The organism is Psychrobacter sp. D2, assembly GCF_013608135.1.
GTDB lineage: Bacteria > Pseudomonadota > Gammaproteobacteria > Pseudomonadales > Moraxellaceae > Psychrobacter > Psychrobacter cryohalolentis.
In genome coordinates, this window is the sequence record NZ_JACDXZ010000008.1 from 64,630 (window position 1) to 80,470 (window position 15,841).

Consider the following 15,841-nt stretch of genomic DNA (forward strand, 5'->3'; position numbering starts at 1 on the left):
ATGGTCAATGGCTTAGCAGTTGAGCTATATTTCATAATTAAAATAAAAGGTAATCATTAACGTCATGACGTTGTCTTATTCACATGCCCATCAACAAGGTAGCGGTACGACTGAGGTCGTCGCAGTACTGGTTGCGATTACTGAGCACACGGCGCGTGTTTTAACCGTTGACCAAGGTAAGCTGTTGCCCAATGGTCCGCTTATGCCATTGCATCGCTCGTTGCAAGCAGGTGTGCGCCAATGGGTTGAAGAGCAAACGCAGCAGCCACTTGGTTATTTGGAACAGCTATATACCTTTGTTGATACCAATAGACGCAATGATGATGGTCATGCGCTGGTTTACGTCAGCTACTTGGGTTTGGTGCAAGAGGCGCAAACACAGCTACAAAGCCAAGCATTATGGCGTGATTGGTATGATTACTTCCCATGGGAAAATCATTTAGATGGTATGCCAGCTATCATGATGGACTATATCGTACCGGCATTATTACGTTGGGCAGATGCTACAAAAGAGCCTGATATTCAGCAGCGCCGGCGTCAGCGTATTGGTCTGTGTTGGAGCGTCAGTGAGACGATTCTAAATAATTGCTCTAAAAATAAAAGCGCGCATTCAAATGCAGAGAGCAACGATCAGCTGATAAATGACAAAGAATACGAGAATAGGGAATGGATTGCAGAACATGTCCTTTTGCGCTATGAGATGTTGTATGAAGCAGGTCTTATTGCAGAAGCACCAACTTATCCACCCAGCTATTTGGCTAATGTTCAACTTGACAGTGCTGAATCTAACAAGGCTTTTAAATTGCCTAGTAACTGGTCACAGCTTATAGGGTCACCGATGTACTATGACCATCGCCGAGTGATTGCGACGGCTATTTCAAGACTACGTGCAAAAATTGAATATCGACCGCTCATTTTTGGCTTGATGCCAGATAAATTCACCTTGTCGCAGTTGCAGCAGAGTGTCGAAGCACTATCGGGTGTTCGCTTACATAAGCAAAACTTCCGCCGGCTGCTAGAGTCACAAAATCTTGTGCTAGAAACAGGGCAGAGCAGTAGTGCTCAACGTGGTCGTCCCGCTAAACTTTATCGTTTTCGCCATGATATTGAATTGCAAAGTTTGCTAATGGACAGCAAATTGCCAAAACGTAAATAGCCGCCCAATCGCTATCAGCCTCTATCATTGCCAAACCCAATAAATTTATTGAAAATTTTAATTTATGATATTTTCTTGCGAGACAATAAACTTTACGTTATATTTATGCTCATTTTGAGTTTATATAATATATTTCAGAATATAAGCATAATAAGGGCTAAAAATGACAGTTAAACGAGAGCCAGCACTGGCTGAAGTATTACTTAAACCGTTGGTTGAAGCGGCATTAACAGAAGATTTGGGCAGACGTGGTGATGTCACTTCACAAGCGACCATTCCAGCCGACATGCAAGCGCAATTACAGATTAAGGCAAGGCAAGCAGGCATAATATGTGGTATGGATTTAGCACGCTTATCTTTTGCTTTGATTGATGAGCAGATAGAATTCGTTGCTCAAGTCCATGATGGTAAAACGGTCGAAGCTGGCGCGGTATTAGCAAATGTGCGCGGCAATGCGCGTAATTTGCTGACAGCAGAGCGTACGGCACTTAACTTTATGACTCATCTTAGCGGTATTGCGACAGATACTAAGAAGATTGTTGATAGCGTGGCAGCATATCCAGCGCAAATTACTTGTACGCGTAAAACCATTCCAGGTTTACGTATTGTACAAAAATATGCGGTACGCTGCGGCGGCGGGCGCAATCATCGTTTAGGATTGGACGATGCGATTTTAATTAAAGACAACCATATTGCCATCGCAGGTGATATTAAAACAGCGATTGAGCAAGCGCAAGAATTTGCTGGGCATCTGATTCCAATCGAAGTGGAAGTCGATACATTAGCACAGTTAGAGCAAGCACTAGATGCTGGTGTGAGCTTAGTGCTATTAGATAATATGGCGCCTGAGATATTGTCGCAGGCAGTCGCTATGTGTAAAGGTCGCGCTAAAACCGAAGCATCAGGTGGTATCACCCCTGAAACAGTGCAAGCCGTCGCAAAAACGGGTGTTGATTTTATCGCGATGGGTTATTTGACCCACAGCACGACTGCATTAGATATTGGTTTGGATTTTAGCGCTTAGCTTTCACGCTTGGTCTAAATATAGTGAGTCCCAAATAAAAGAAGTACAAATGTTATAAAGCACTGCTGGGGTTAATTTTTCTTGCTTGCTGTGCCTGCGCAGACAGAGGCTGCGAATAATTAACCCCAGCAGTGCTGTACTCTTTTAAAAATGGATCAACTATATAGACTTGTTTTAATGAAGTTTAATAGAGGATTAACCCTCTATTGAAAGGGCAGATTTGTATCGATATCCTATGGATTTGGTAAGGTCTAGGAATTAAGCGAAGTTAATGATTTAATAGGCTTATCTGCCTATGCTACAATGCCGCTGCTACCGACTATTAGGTCATTGATGCACTTGCCCAATGGCCTTGTTTTTTTGCCCGATTTGACTAATAGACAAGCGAGCGCTCAGTGAATACTGAAATTATTAAGATAATCCTAGCCTTTATGGTATTGATTAACCCCTTTAGCGCATTGACATTGTTTTTAGATTCAACGCGTGGTTATTCAATGAATAATCGACGTAAAGTAGCGCGCGTTGCTTGTCTGACCATTTTTATTACTATCAGTTTTTTCACCTTAGCAGGCGAAACGCTCCTCAAAGTCTTGGGTATTTCAATCGGCTCGTTTCAGTTAGCAGGTGGTATCTTAGTATTTCTAATCGCTCTCAATATGATGAATGGCGATGGTAATCCGGTTAAGCCTGATCAAGAAAACTTCGATGTTGACCATCTGCAAGGTGCGCCGCCAACGATGGCAGCCGCGGTTGTGCCGATTGCTATTCCTATGATGATTGGACCGGGTGGTATTTCAACCGTTATTATCTACTCATCACAAGTTTCCGGCATCTTGCAAATATCTGCCATTTTGATTGCGGGTTTGTTTATCAGTTTATTTTGTTATTTGGCATTGATGGCAGCCGGTCGTATCAGTCGCTTATTGGGTGATACAGGGCTTAATATTATGAGTCGAATCATGGGTATGCTGTTGGCGGCAGTTGCTATCGAAATTATCGTTAATGGGCTACGTACGCTATTTCCTGATTTGATCTAATTTTTTAATCTATAGAAGCGATTTAATCGCTCAAAAAACCAACTACTTTTTTAACAGTATTTGGTTTTTCTGTTTTTTAAGCAGTATATTATTTTTTAGATAAAGGCTCTTGAGTAGAAAGCTCTGTTCTAGCTTTAGTATAAATGCCAAGCCAAATAAAGCATCAATATACCGACCAAGGCATCAAGGATATTCCATGCTTTTGGTTTGGCAAATAAAGGTTTAAGCAACCGTGCGCCATAGCCGAGTGCAAAGAAGAAGCAGAATGAAGCGCTGACCGCTCCTACTGCAAAGGCAAGCTTACTACTGGCACCCGTTGAAACCATACCGACCAGCACCAAGGTATCTAAATAGACGTGTGGATTAAGCCATGTAAAACCAAAGCATAGTAATAATGCCTTTTTTAGGCTAGTGACAACTTGTACATCGACGGTAAGTGCGTGTGATAAGCGCATACTGGCATACAAGCTTTGCAGTCCGTAACCTAGTAAGAATATGACGCCCGCGACCTTGGCAATATTGACCACTTGCGGGTAGCGTGCCGTTACCGCGCCAAAACCGCCAACGCCAGCTGAAATCAACAACGCATCACTGACGGCGCAGAACAGACAGACAAAAAATATGTGCTCGCGTTTCAGTCCTTGTTTTAGAACAAAGGCATTTTGTGAACCAATAGCGATAATCAGGGATAAGCCAAGCAAAAAACCAGAACTGTAATCGGTGATATTCATGATGGCTGTCTTATCCTTTAAAAATGCTGACGTTTGCTTACTGGTAGTATGGCAAAAAGCTGTTAAGATAAGGGATTGAATGGTCAAATGCAATCAGTAAATGGGCGAGGAGCAGGGTAAGTTATGGTCATAAGTTTGACAAGAATGCTACAGTCATTTGGGCAAGCACAAGATGACCTGCCAACCGCCGCTGCTAAAAATGCTCAGCAAGCGGCTGCCAATAAACTTACTAATAATAGAAATGATACTGCCCATCGTAATATTGTTGATAAGCAAGAAGATGGCAATAATTCACCGTCTAATGCTTCACCGCTTACTGAGCCGCAGCGTACCGAACGTATTTGCGATGCTTTAGCGCAAGTGTCTGATATTCGCGCACCGACGCCATTGACCGATCGTTATTTGTCCAATCGGGCCCAAATGCGACCGAGTAATAGACCACCTTTTGACCCAGATACCTTATGGTTTCTTAAACATGGACGCTGTCCGATTATGACTGAGCTTGTGAATGTGGTCGATGCAGCCACGCTAAATGCGATGCCAATTGAAGCAGTTGCTATTTTAGATAGAATCAATGGCAAATTAAAACGCTATCGTGAATGGAGTAGCGAGCTTAATGATGAGCAAAAGCAGCAACATAATGAGCGGCAGTTTGTCATTGATAAGCTGATATCTGAAAGTATTCCAGAAGCCTTGCATCATTACGAGCAGCTGCAACGTTTTAGTCCACATCGTACGAAAAGTAATGTGGTACAGGGTAAAATGACTGCAGGCGATATGCTGACGGATTTGTTTTTAGAGATTGACTACGAGCTTGATGAATTGTTAGATGAGCTGCATCAAACGGTGATGAATCGTCTGGCTTCAACCCATCGTTATGTTAAAAGCCGTACGCAAAATTAGGCGCCATTTTTCTATTCTGCTAAAAAATAAGCATCAGCAAACACAAACAACTCAATGCATAACAATATAGGGCTTTAATAGAGCCTTATTTTTTTGTTTAATAAAATCATTAAATACTATATTCAGTCTTAAATAAGAGAAATATGAATATTATAAAGTGCTACTGGGGTTAATTATTCGCAGCCTCTGTCTGCGTAGGCACAGTAAGCAAGAAAATTGATCCTAGTAGCGCTGTGTTCTTGCAAAAGTGGAGCAACCATATCAAGAATAATAATAAATTTGCCAATTAATACTATTAAATAATAAGGATAATTTTATGACTCAAATCACTGCGATACTTGTCATGTTTGTTTTATATGGAGTGCTACCCGCAGCAGGTCTGTATTTAGGCTATCGTGGTATCAAAAAGGTGACAGCACCCAAAATGCTAGAGTATAAAGCGATGCCGCAATTGGGTTATATTCCTGAAAAAAGCTTACCAGTTGATGTCAAAGCTGCATTGACCCAAATTAATGAAAAAGGTGAAAAGCTGAGACTTGTTTATGGTGATACCAATAATGATGGCAAGATAGATGATAAAGATGCAGTTAACGAAACTTATATTACCATTCAAAATCTGATGGAGAAACATGTACCACAAGCAGTAGCAGATTATCGCCGTTTGCATGACTTAGATGTCGGGGATGGCGCACTTGCTGATAATACTAAAATTAAGCATTCTGATGTCACTGGTAAAGAAGCGCTGTTGGATATATTGGGAACTATTAACACCCAGTTTGATGAACTGCTTAATGCATCTTATCATCAAGATGGACAAAAACTGCTAGTAACCAATCGATATTTACAACAGCGTTTTGATAATCCTAATGTAGATACAGATACACAATTGCTTAATACTACTAAAATAGAGCAGATTGAAAAGCTATAAGATGACACTGTTAGTAAGGATATGAGATAGAGAGTAGTAAATAGTTAAGAGAATCAATGACGGTTGAACGATTAAGAGTAAATTGCTATGAGTGTATTAATAGGCGTTGGTGTCATAACGACAATGAGCATCTTCTATCTAAGTAGAAAAGGCTGGCATGCTTTTCATAAAGCGGTTGGTATTACGCCAGGTGTACTTATTTATCAAAATGCTAATGCACCATTATCGTTATCTAATATAAGCTGGCAACAATTAAATCTTAATAAAAAGCATCTTAAAGCTTTAGCAGATGATCAGCTACGCCAGCTACAACATATTGATGAAAAGGTAGCCAGTTATTATGACTATCAGATAGAGCTAAAGTCACAAGAAAAGATGCCTGAAATCACCGAAGCACAGTTCATATTGCATAAGATGCTGCATACACGTTTACCTGAACTACTCAGTAGTTATCATCAACTGACAATTATCAAATCAAATACTAAAAGCGTTAATAATCAATCACGAGAGGAGGCTGGCAAGTTGCTGCAAGAGGTATTAGATAGTATTGAACAACGTTTAAACAGTTTGTCAGAGCAACTAGAGCAGCAGCAACTACAAGATATGCGGGTAATGAAGCGCTATATGAATAGTCAAAATCGCTAAGATGTCAGTCATTAGAAAATATGAACTAATACCAGTCAATAAAAAGCTGCCAATGATTATATATCATTGGCAGCTTTTTATTGATAACGCTAAATCTAAAACAGATTAGCGCTTATCATTGCGGTCACGAGTATTACGGGTGCCGCGACTAGCAGGACTACCACTGGTTTTTGGTTTGGCACTACTGTTACGATTGTCGCTACCACTGCGGTTATCGCTACGACTGTCAGTAGTACGACGTGCTTTAAGCGGCTTGTTTTTGATACGCTCTTGCTTTTCTTTAGCAGCGCCATGTAGACCTGTACCATAACGCGGGCGCAAGTTCACTAGGTCTGTTAAGGTGTTAATATCTTTTCTATCAAGCTCTAAAAAGCGACCTGTACGTAGCTCTTTTGGTAGTGCAATATTGCCATAGCTCGTACGTAACAGGCGGCTGACTTTAAGACCTTGAGATTCAAATAAACGACGAACTTCTCGGTTACGACCTTCTTTAAGCTGCACATGATGCCACTTGTTCACCCCTTCGCCGCCGCCTTCTTTGATATCATCAAATTTGGCTAAGCCATCTTCTAACATGACGCCTGTGGTCATCGCGCGTGCCATATCTGGGGTAACTTCACCCAATACACGTACCGCATATTCACGAGTCACTTCGCTAGATGGATGCATCAAGCGATGCGCCATCTCGCCATCGTTGGTAAATAATAATAGACCTGTCGAGTTAATATCCAAACGTCCAACCATTACCCAGCGGTCATGAGTCAATTTTGGTAAACGCTCAAATACAGTCGGACGACCTTCTGGATCATTCGCTGAGCAGACTTCACCTTCAGGCTTATAATAAGCCAAGACACGGCGACGTTTTTCATTTTCAGCGGTATATTTGATCTGGCGACCATCAACGCGAATCTCATCACCTTGCTCAACACGATCGCCGATAGTCGCTGGACCATTATTGACCGTGACACGACCTGCCTTAATCACTTCTTCCATCTGACGACGTGAACCAAGTCCCATACGGGCCAGTGCTTTCTGTAATTTTTCATCTTTCATAACGATTTCCTTGAATCGGTGGCTTTACATTTCTCAATGTATAAAATTGGACTGCATATTATACGCTATTTATAACAGTGATAGAGATTATGTTACGATTATTCTTAATTTTATATCTATATAAGTTGAATAATTTCCATATTATTTGTCGACCCAAATCGCTTATTCAAATAATTGATAAGATGTTTTTTTATAATCTATATGGCCAATAAATATGTTGTAACTCCTAATGAGTATAAGGGTTTTGCTATATATACTATTTTTTAGATAAACGAAATTTTTATGGAAAACACATCATTTTGGTTCAAAATTTAACCACCTATGCTATTATGGTTTTGTTTTTTTATACATGATGTATCGTTTTAGTATGGCTGTCTGATTCTGTAATGCTAGACACTCCTTATATCTATGATTTATAAAGGTCTTTTTATGTTTTTTAATCCATCAAAGTTACTAGGTATAACGTGTCTATTGATAGTTGGTATGGTTTCAGGGTGCTCTAGTATCAATGCAGGTCTTCAAGCAGGTGAGCTGCCACCAAGTGGCGCATTTATCGCTGAAAACGGTCTGCATTTTAATATTCAACCGCTCAACCTAGCGACGTTACCTCCAAAACAAGCAGTGCTGCCAAGTAGCAATTTAAATCAGCTAATAAGGAACTCTAGTCGAGCAGAATATCGTATCTCTGAAGGGGATATCTTAAGTATTGTACTTACTGGCTATCCTAATATAACTCCTTTACCAGTTGGAGATGTTACCAATCCTTATGCATCAGGCTTTCCTGTTGATCAGCAGGGGTTTGTTCAATTTCCATTGGTTGGGCGTATTAAAGCCAGTGGTATAAGTGTGCCGCAATTTACCGCCAATTTACAAAAACAGTTACAGCGTTATCTTAAATATTCAGATCCACAAGTTAAGATTGTTAACTACCGTGGTAAAAAGTTTTTTATTGATGGTGAAGTTAAGCAGCCGGGTGAATTTGCAATTAATGATGCACCAGTCTCGCTATACAGTGCGATTTCTATGGCTGGTGGTGCAACGCCGACCGCTGATTCAAATAATATCGTGTTTAACCGCAGAGGTGTAAGCTATAATCTGGGCTTACAATCTTTACGTCAACTGGGCAGTTCTGCCAACCAAATATATCTTCAAGATGGCGATTCAATCCACGTTAATAGTCAAGACCGTAATAAAGTCTATGTTCTAGGAGAGTTTGGCAAGGTAGAGCCGGTACCCATCCGCGAGCAGGGCATTAGTTTGGCACAGGTATTGGGCGAATCAAAAGGTCTTGATTCTAATACTGCTAATGCTGCTAAGATATATGTCGTCCGCGACAACCTTAATACAAAAACGACAGATATTTATTATGTTGATATGCAGACAATTACCAGTTTTGCGCTTGCCAATCGTTTTGAGATGCGTGCCAATGATATCGTATACGTCGATCCTACTGGCTTAACGCGTTGGAATCGTGTCATTAGTGCACTACTACCATCTACCTCAGCAATCAGCGTTCTTTCTGGTCTATAAATAATAGGTAATAGTTATCATGGCATTTGATCATATTCTTGTTGTATGTGTGGGTAATATTTGTCGTAGTCCAATGGCAGAAGCCCTTCTAAAGCAGCGTTTTCCTAATAAAATGATTGATTCTGCAGGGGTAGGTGCTTTGGTTGGGCATGCTGCTGATCCTGCAGCCATAGAAATCATGGCAAAACAGCAGATTGATATTACCAGTCATGTTGCTAAGCAAATTGATGAGCAACTGGCGAAAAAAGTGGATCTGATTTTTACTATGTCAGATGGGCAGACCAAGTGGATTGAAGAGCGCTGGCCTTTTTGCCGCGGTAAAACATTTAAGCTTGGTCATTGGATGAGTAAAGACATTGCGGATCCTTACCAGCATGAGTTAAGTGCATTCGAGACTGCACATCAAGACATTGTTGAAGGTATAAAACAATGGGCTGATAAAGTTAGCTAAATGACTGCTGAAAATAAATAATTATTATAAAAGATTAATACTAAACGATTACTTTAAGTGATGAACCTACCGTTATGAATACAGATTCAAAGAATGTATCAAACTCTGCCGCTAAAGAAGACAATGATGAAATCGATTTAATGGCACTACTTTTTGCCATTTTGCGTGGCTGGAAAACAATCATCTTTTTTGCTGTTTTGGGTTTGATAGTTGGTGTCTTGTATAGTCGGTATGTAAATCCTACTTTTAGATCAGATGCACTTATTCAAATTGAAGAGAACTCTAAAGGAGTGGCTGCTTTAGGCGCTGATATCTCTGAGCTAATTGGCTCGCAAGCGAGTAAAGCGGAAGCGGAGGCGGAGCTGATAAGATCTCGTATGATCTTGGAGCCTGTTGTCAATTTACTGCATCTGGGTATTAAGCTTATAGATCCTAATATAGGGTTTGTGGATCGGGTAACTAGTGGTAGTAATCCTACCCAGATCAATAAACCTGAAGGGGTGTCTCTTAAAACAGAAGACGGCAAAATACAAGTCAGTCAGTTTGATGTTTCACAAGATTATCTCAATCAAACATTTACTCTAACGCGCTCTGCGACAGGGTTTGTCTTAAGTAATGGCTTTGATGATTTTAAAGGTCAGATTGGCCAGACACATCAATTCAGAGGTACAGATGGTCAGATTCAAATCAAGGTCAACGATCTTCCTGCTGACGGCTATCCGATTAATATTACTAAACAGTCTCTTCAAACAACGACAGAGCAGATAAATACAGAATTGTCTGTGGTTGAAAAGGGTAAACAGACTGGTATTATTCAACTATCTATGACTGGTGCTAATCAGCAGCAGACCAGTTTGATATTAAAACAAATCGTCTTATCTTATATCGATCAAAATGATTCGCGTGGTTCTGAAGAAACGACAAAAACTATTAGTTTTATGGAAACACAGATTCCAGTGCTAAAGAAAAAGTTAGAAGATTCTGAAACTATATTTAACAACTTTCGTAAGAAATATGGCACGATTGACGTTAGTAAAGAAGCTGAGCTGTTATTAACAGAAAACTCGCAAATCGATGTCCAGCTTAATGAGCTTAAGCTTAAGAAAGCTGATTTGACTACGTACTATACCGAAGAGCACCCCTTAGTCGTTCAAATCAATGAACAGCTCAAAGTGCTTAACGATAGAAAGCAAGATATAGATGATACTATTTTAGGATTGCCAGAAATACAAAGAGAATTTTTACAGTTATCTGCTGATAGTGCTATTAATAGAGAAATATATCTAACTTTACTGAAAAACTATGAACAGTTAAAAATTGTTAAAGCTGGCCAGATTGGCTTTGCCCGTATTGTTGACCTTCCTATCAACAACTTTAAAGCGATTGCGCCAAAAAAACTGCTGATTTGGGTATTGGCTACTTTATTAGGCATGATGCTTGGTACGATGCTAGTGCTTATTAAAAATATGCTTCGAAATGTAGTCAAAGACCCTGAGCGACTTGAGGCTAAGACAGGCGTACCTGTTATTGCAACCATTCCTCGTTCTCCAGTGCTCACAAGGTTTGGTAAGAAAAAATTACCCAATCGGCTACTCACTTACGCGGACAATAATAGCTTAAGTTATGAGGCCATTAAGAGCTTAAGAACCAATCTGATGTTTGGGATGCCAAGCCAAGGGCGAGCCGGTCAGCGTGCCAAAGTTATCTTGATTACTGGTGAAAGCCCTGGTGTTGGTAAATCATTTATTTCGTCTAACTTAACTGAGGTATTTGCCCAGTTAGATAAAAAAGTGCTTATTATAGATGCAGATATGCGCTTGGGCGAGTTGCATAAAGTATTTAATATGGACCAATATAATGGTTTGGCCGATTATCTAACACAAGATACGACTCATCTATCGAAAGGCACTACTCAGCTAGTAAAAGTCGATGCTGTCCAAGAGTCTGGTCATCTAGCAAGCTTTATCCATGCAACAGGTATTGATAATATTGACTTTATGCCTCGGGGTGAACATCCTCGCAATCCAGCGTCGCTATTAGCCAATGGTAGCTTCGATCACTTAATGAAAGAGTTAAATCTTCATTATGATTATATCGTTATCGACTCACCACCGATATTAGCAGCCTCTGACGCCATGATATTAGCGCAGCATGCTGATAAAGTGCTGATGGTGACACGATACGATGATTCTATAGAGGGACAATTGGTTTACGCTGTCAATCAGATGAATAAAGCCAATATTAAAGTAGATGGTATTGTCTTAAATGATGTACAACAAGGCATTTTGAGCAAATATAGTTATCACTATAGCTATGCTTATGGCAATAATAACTAATGTATTTAGATCAAATTATATTACTGTGCTTATTAGCATTTAAACAAAATAGTTGCCTGTTATGCCAATAGATTCAAAAACTATCACGAAAAGAAATAAAGTGGCTTCTGTACAGTCTGATAATCTTGCCGAGCTTACTGCTAGTATATTGTTGGGTCTACCCCGAAGTATCAAGCGTAGTATACTGATGACAGCTGATTTTATTATGTCAGTGGTTTGTCTGTTCTTTGCCGTTGCTGCGCGCTACGGATATCTAGACCATAATGTGAGTTTGTGGTTATTAAGTATCAGTGCATTAGTTCCCGTATTATGCCTATATGCTATTGGGTTTTACAATGGCGTGGCACGAGGCTTCTTTGATGCAATGATGGGTAGCGTCTTACAGCTTTTCTTTGTGCTCATCATCATTGCCCAAACCGTTTTATATTTTAAATTGCTACCTGGCATCCCTCGTGCAGTACCTATCTTATATTTGTTTCTGTTTTTTATATGGCTATGGAATAGCCGCTTAACGATTAGAGAGTTGCTAGCAAGATGGCAAGGTCAAAGACTACAGCATAAGTATGATGACTATGATAACGTCGTTATTTATGGAGCAGGGGAGGCAGGTAAAGAGCTGTTAGAGGGTTTGAAAAACTCCCATAAGTATAATGTCGTGGCCTATATTGACGATGATCCGCAGCTCACCGGTGCTTATTTACTTGGTAAAAAGATTTATCCTGCTGATAGGTTGGTCAGTTTGGTCGATGAGCTTGATATTGCGCAGGTTTTTTTGGCGATTCCTTCTATAAGCCGTGGGCAAAAAAGGCAGATTATCGATAAATTATCTGGTATTGCTATAAAAATCAAGGAGCTACCAAGCTTAGAAGAAATCGCTGATGAAAAAGTCACTGTCAGCAGCATGCGTAAAGTCGATATCTTAGATGTATTAGATAGGCAAACTGTTGAACCTGATGCAGAATTGCTGCAGATGAATATTAAAGATAAGTGCATACTAGTGACGGGCGCTGGTGGCTCTATCGGTAGCGAATTATGTCGGCAAGTAATCAAGAACCAGCCAAAATGTATCGTACTTTATGAGCTATCTGAATTTGCATTATATAGTATTCATCAGGAGCTAATAGCGAAACAAGCTAATGATCCCATTTATCAAAACATTGAAATTGTCGCTGTCATCGGTAGTGTGACAAATGAAGACAATTTGCTAAGAATATGTAAGCTATACAGCATACAGACAGTCTATCATGCGGCTGCTTATAAACACGTTCCTATGGTAGAGCATAATCCTTTTGAGGGTGTTATCAATAATACCAAAGGTACCTATCATTGTGCCCGCGCTGCCATCAAAGCAAATGTTGAAACATTTGTACTTATCTCAACCGATAAAGCGGTGCGCCCGACCAATGTCATGGGTGCTTCTAAGCGCTTGGCAGAGTTAGTCTGTCAAGCGCTAAGTCAGACAAATAGCCAAACCTGTATCAGTATGGTGCGTTTTGGCAATGTATTAGGTTCATCTGGTTCTGTCGTACCAGTGTTTACCAAACAAATCCAAAAAGGTCTGCCTATCACCGTGACCCATCCTGATGTTACTCGCTACTTTATGACCATTCCAGAGGCGGCAAATTTAGTGATTCAAGCAGGCGCAATGGCATCCGGCGGTGAAGTGTTTGTGCTAGATATGGGAGAGCCCGTCAAGATTGTTGATCTTGCGCATAGAATGATACATTTAAGTGGTTTTGATGTTAAGGATGCCGCACATCCAAATGGTGATATAGAGGTAATTTTTACTGGCCTTAGAGATGGTGAAAAGCTCTATGAAGAGCTGATCATCGGTGAAGATAATGTCGAATCTACTGATCATCCTCTTATCATGCAAGCGATAGAGCATAGCTTCCCATTAGCTGATATTGAAGCAGTACTATTTGAGCTGACTGAAAAGCAAAAACAATTTGATGTTGTTTGGCTAAAGCAGCAGTTTAAACAGTTTGTAGATGGTTATAAAGAAAATACATAGTAAATAAGATAAAGCCATTTAGGGAAATGATTTTAAATATTAAGCAGTAAACGTGTAAAAGCAGTTACTGCATTTTTGGATATAAAAGCAATAGGTTTTTTATGAAGATACTCGTTACAGGCGGCGCAGGCTTTATTGGTTCTGCAGTGATACGTCATATTATTAACAAGACTCAAGATAGTATCATCAATCTTGATAAGCTCACTTACGCTGGTAACCTTGAGTCGCTCAAAAGTGTAAGCGACAATGAGCGTTATACTTTTGAGCAAGTTGATATCTGTCACGCAAATGATCTTAAGAAAGTTTTCGATGAACATCAGCCTGATGCAGTGATGCACCTTGCTGCTGAATCACATGTCGATCGTTCTATCGACGGACCTGATGAATTTATCCAAACCAATATAGTTGGTACTTATAATTTATTAGAAGTCGCCCGTGATTACTGGAATACACTTCCAGAAACTCGCAAACAAGCTTTTCGCTTTCATCATATATCAACTGATGAGGTGTATGGTGATTTAGAAGGCACAACTGATTTATTTACTGAAACTACCCCTTATGCACCAAGCTCACCTTATTCCGCCTCTAAAGCCAGCTCTGACCATTTAGTCCGTGCATGGCATCGTACCTATGGCTTCCCTATTTTAGTGACTAACTGCTCTAACAACTATGGTCCTTACCATTTCCCTGAAAAGCTTATTCCATTGGTTATATTAAATGCTTTAGATGGCAAAGCTTTGCCTATCTATGGTAAAGGAAATCAAATACGGGATTGGCTGTATGTAGAGGATCATGCTCGTGCTTTATACAAGGTAGTCACTGAAGGCAAAGTGGGTGAAACTTATAATATTGGCGGACATAACGAAAAGCAGAATATTGAAGTGGTCAAAACAATTTGTCGCATCTTAGATGAGCTAAAACCACAGGCAAATGATCAGCCGTACGAATCATTAATTACCTTTGTAAAAGACCGCCCAGGGCATGATTTGCGCTATGCAATCGACGCAAGCAAGATTGCCAATGAATTAAATTGGACGCCGACCGAGACGTTTGATAGCGGTATTAGAAAAACAGTCGTATGGTATTTGAATAATATGGAGTGGTGCAGCCGCGTTCAAGATGGCAGCTATCAACGTGAAAGACTAGGAGCAGGTGAGTAATGAATACTAAAGGTATTATTTTAGCAGGCGGTTCAGGTACACGTCTTTATCCCATTACCAAAGGCGTCTCCAAGCAGCTGCTCCCTATCTATGATAAACCAATGATTTATTATCCGTTATCTGTATTGATGCTCGCAGGTATCCGTGAGGTGCTTATAATTAGCACACCAGATGATATAGACGGTTTTAAGCGCTTACTCGCTGATGGTAAAGAACTTGGTATCGATATCAGTTATACGGTTCAGCCTAGTCCAGACGGTTTAGCGCAAGCTTTTATTATCGGTGAAGAGTTTATTGGCGATAGTAATGTCTGCTTAGTACTTGGGGATAATATCTTTTATGGTCAAGGCTTTACTCCATTGCTCCGTCAAGCAGTCAATCGTCAAAAAGGTGCAACTGTCTTTGGCTATCAAGTCAAAGATCCAGAGCGTTTTGGTGTCGTGGCATTTGATGAAGATAAGCGTGCCATCTCGATCGAAGAAAAGCCTGTCAAACCTAAATCAAACTATGCGGTAACTGGCTTATATTTCTATGATAATGATGTCATAGAGATTGCGAAGAAGGTAAAGCCTTCTCATCGAGGCGAAGTCGAGATTACCACTGTAAATCAGATGTATATGGAACGTGGTGATCTCAATGTCGAGCTATTAGGTCGTGGATTTGCTTGGCTAGATACTGGTACACATGAGAGCTTATTAGAAGCAGCGCAGTTTGTAGAGACCATTGAAAAGCGTCAAGGCTACAAAGTGGCTTGCTTAGAAGAAATTGCCCTCAATAACGGTTGGTTGACTAAACAGAAGGTAGCTGAGATTGGTCAGTCGATGAGCAAAAATGCGTATGGTCAGTATTTAATGTCTTTAACAAGTGAATAGT

The 15,841-nt window shown here is 40.2% G+C and carries 14 protein-coding genes; 12 read left to right on the top strand and 2 right to left on the bottom strand.

Features of this window, described 5'->3' with window-relative positions; all coding sequences use genetic code 11:
* Positions 1-64 precede the first annotated feature (64 nt).
* The 3 genes from H0262_RS10510 (at position 65) to H0262_RS10520 (ending at position 3,217) form a co-directional block, all read left to right on the top strand.
* Entirely contained in the window at positions 65-1,156 is a 1,092-nt protein-coding gene (locus H0262_RS10510) for an NrtR DNA-binding winged helix domain-containing protein (RefSeq protein ID WP_181210718.1), read from the top strand.
* 163 nt (positions 1,157-1,319) lie between these two features.
* Positions 1,320-2,180: a carboxylating nicotinate-nucleotide diphosphorylase gene (nadC, locus tag H0262_RS10515; protein WP_181210719.1), complete on the top strand. Its 861-nt coding sequence runs from the start codon at positions 1,320-1,322 to the stop codon at positions 2,178-2,180.
* 395 nt (positions 2,181-2,575) lie between these two features.
* Positions 2,576-3,217, top strand: coding sequence for a MarC family protein (locus H0262_RS10520; RefSeq protein WP_083759462.1), 642 nt, complete (start codon positions 2,576-2,578; stop codon positions 3,215-3,217).
* Between the two features lie 134 nt (positions 3,218-3,351).
* On the opposite strand, the gene H0262_RS10525 is transcribed toward H0262_RS10520, so the two are convergent.
* Positions 3,352-3,948, bottom strand: coding sequence for a LysE/ArgO family amino acid transporter (locus H0262_RS10525; protein ID WP_181210780.1), 597 nt, complete (start codon positions 3,946-3,948; stop codon positions 3,352-3,354).
* A 144-nt stretch (positions 3,949-4,092) separates the two neighbouring features.
* Between H0262_RS10525 and H0262_RS10530 the strand changes: the two genes are divergently transcribed.
* From H0262_RS10530 to H0262_RS10540, 3 genes are all read left to right on the top strand, one after another.
* Positions 4,093-4,851: a hypothetical protein gene (locus tag H0262_RS10530; protein ID WP_181210781.1), complete on the top strand. Its 759-nt coding sequence runs from the start codon at positions 4,093-4,095 to the stop codon at positions 4,849-4,851.
* 316 nt (positions 4,852-5,167) lie between these two features.
* Complete coding sequence (locus H0262_RS10535; protein WP_181210720.1) at positions 5,168-5,779, top strand: hypothetical protein; 612 nt, start codon at positions 5,168-5,170, stop codon at positions 5,777-5,779.
* An 87-nt stretch (positions 5,780-5,866) separates the two neighbouring features.
* Positions 5,867-6,424, top strand: a complete 558-nt coding sequence (locus H0262_RS10540) for a hypothetical protein (protein ID WP_181210721.1) — start codon at positions 5,867-5,869, stop codon at positions 6,422-6,424.
* Positions 6,425-6,529: 105 nt separating this feature from the next.
* On the opposite strand, the gene rluB is transcribed toward H0262_RS10540, so the two are convergent.
* Entirely contained in the window at positions 6,530-7,477 is a 948-nt protein-coding gene (gene rluB, locus H0262_RS10545; RefSeq protein ID WP_181210722.1) for a 23S rRNA pseudouridine(2605) synthase RluB, read from the bottom strand.
* A 429-nt stretch (positions 7,478-7,906) separates the two neighbouring features.
* Between rluB and H0262_RS10550 the strand changes: the two genes are divergently transcribed.
* The 6 genes from H0262_RS10550 to rfbA all read left to right on the top strand — a co-directional run bounded on the left by H0262_RS10550 (position 7,907) and on the right by rfbA (position 15,840).
* Positions 7,907-9,007: a polysaccharide biosynthesis/export family protein gene (locus H0262_RS10550; RefSeq protein WP_181210723.1), complete on the top strand. Its 1,101-nt coding sequence runs from the start codon at positions 7,907-7,909 to the stop codon at positions 9,005-9,007.
* 19 nt (positions 9,008-9,026) lie between these two features.
* On the top strand, positions 9,027-9,458 hold the full coding sequence (locus H0262_RS10555; protein ID WP_181210724.1) for a low molecular weight protein-tyrosine-phosphatase: 432 nt from the start codon (positions 9,027-9,029) through the stop codon (positions 9,456-9,458).
* 74 nt (positions 9,459-9,532) lie between these two features.
* Positions 9,533-11,794, top strand: a complete 2,262-nt coding sequence (locus tag H0262_RS10560; RefSeq protein ID WP_181210725.1) for a GNVR domain-containing protein — start codon at positions 9,533-9,535, stop codon at positions 11,792-11,794.
* A 100-nt stretch (positions 11,795-11,894) separates the two neighbouring features.
* Positions 11,895-13,808 (top strand): nucleoside-diphosphate sugar epimerase/dehydratase, encoded by a 1,914-nt coding sequence (locus H0262_RS10565; RefSeq protein WP_310502990.1) that lies wholly within the window; start codon positions 11,895-11,897, stop codon positions 13,806-13,808.
* A gap of 101 nt (positions 13,809-13,909) precedes the next feature.
* A complete protein-coding gene (gene rfbB, locus H0262_RS10570; RefSeq protein WP_181210727.1) occupies positions 13,910-14,968 on the top strand; it encodes a dTDP-glucose 4,6-dehydratase in 1,059 nt (352 codons plus the stop codon).
* A complete protein-coding gene (gene rfbA, locus H0262_RS10575) occupies positions 14,968-15,840 on the top strand; it encodes a glucose-1-phosphate thymidylyltransferase RfbA (RefSeq protein WP_181210728.1) in 873 nt (290 codons plus the stop codon). The genes rfbB and rfbA overlap by 1 nt, the downstream gene beginning before the upstream one ends.
* Position 15,841: the final 1 nt, after the last annotated feature.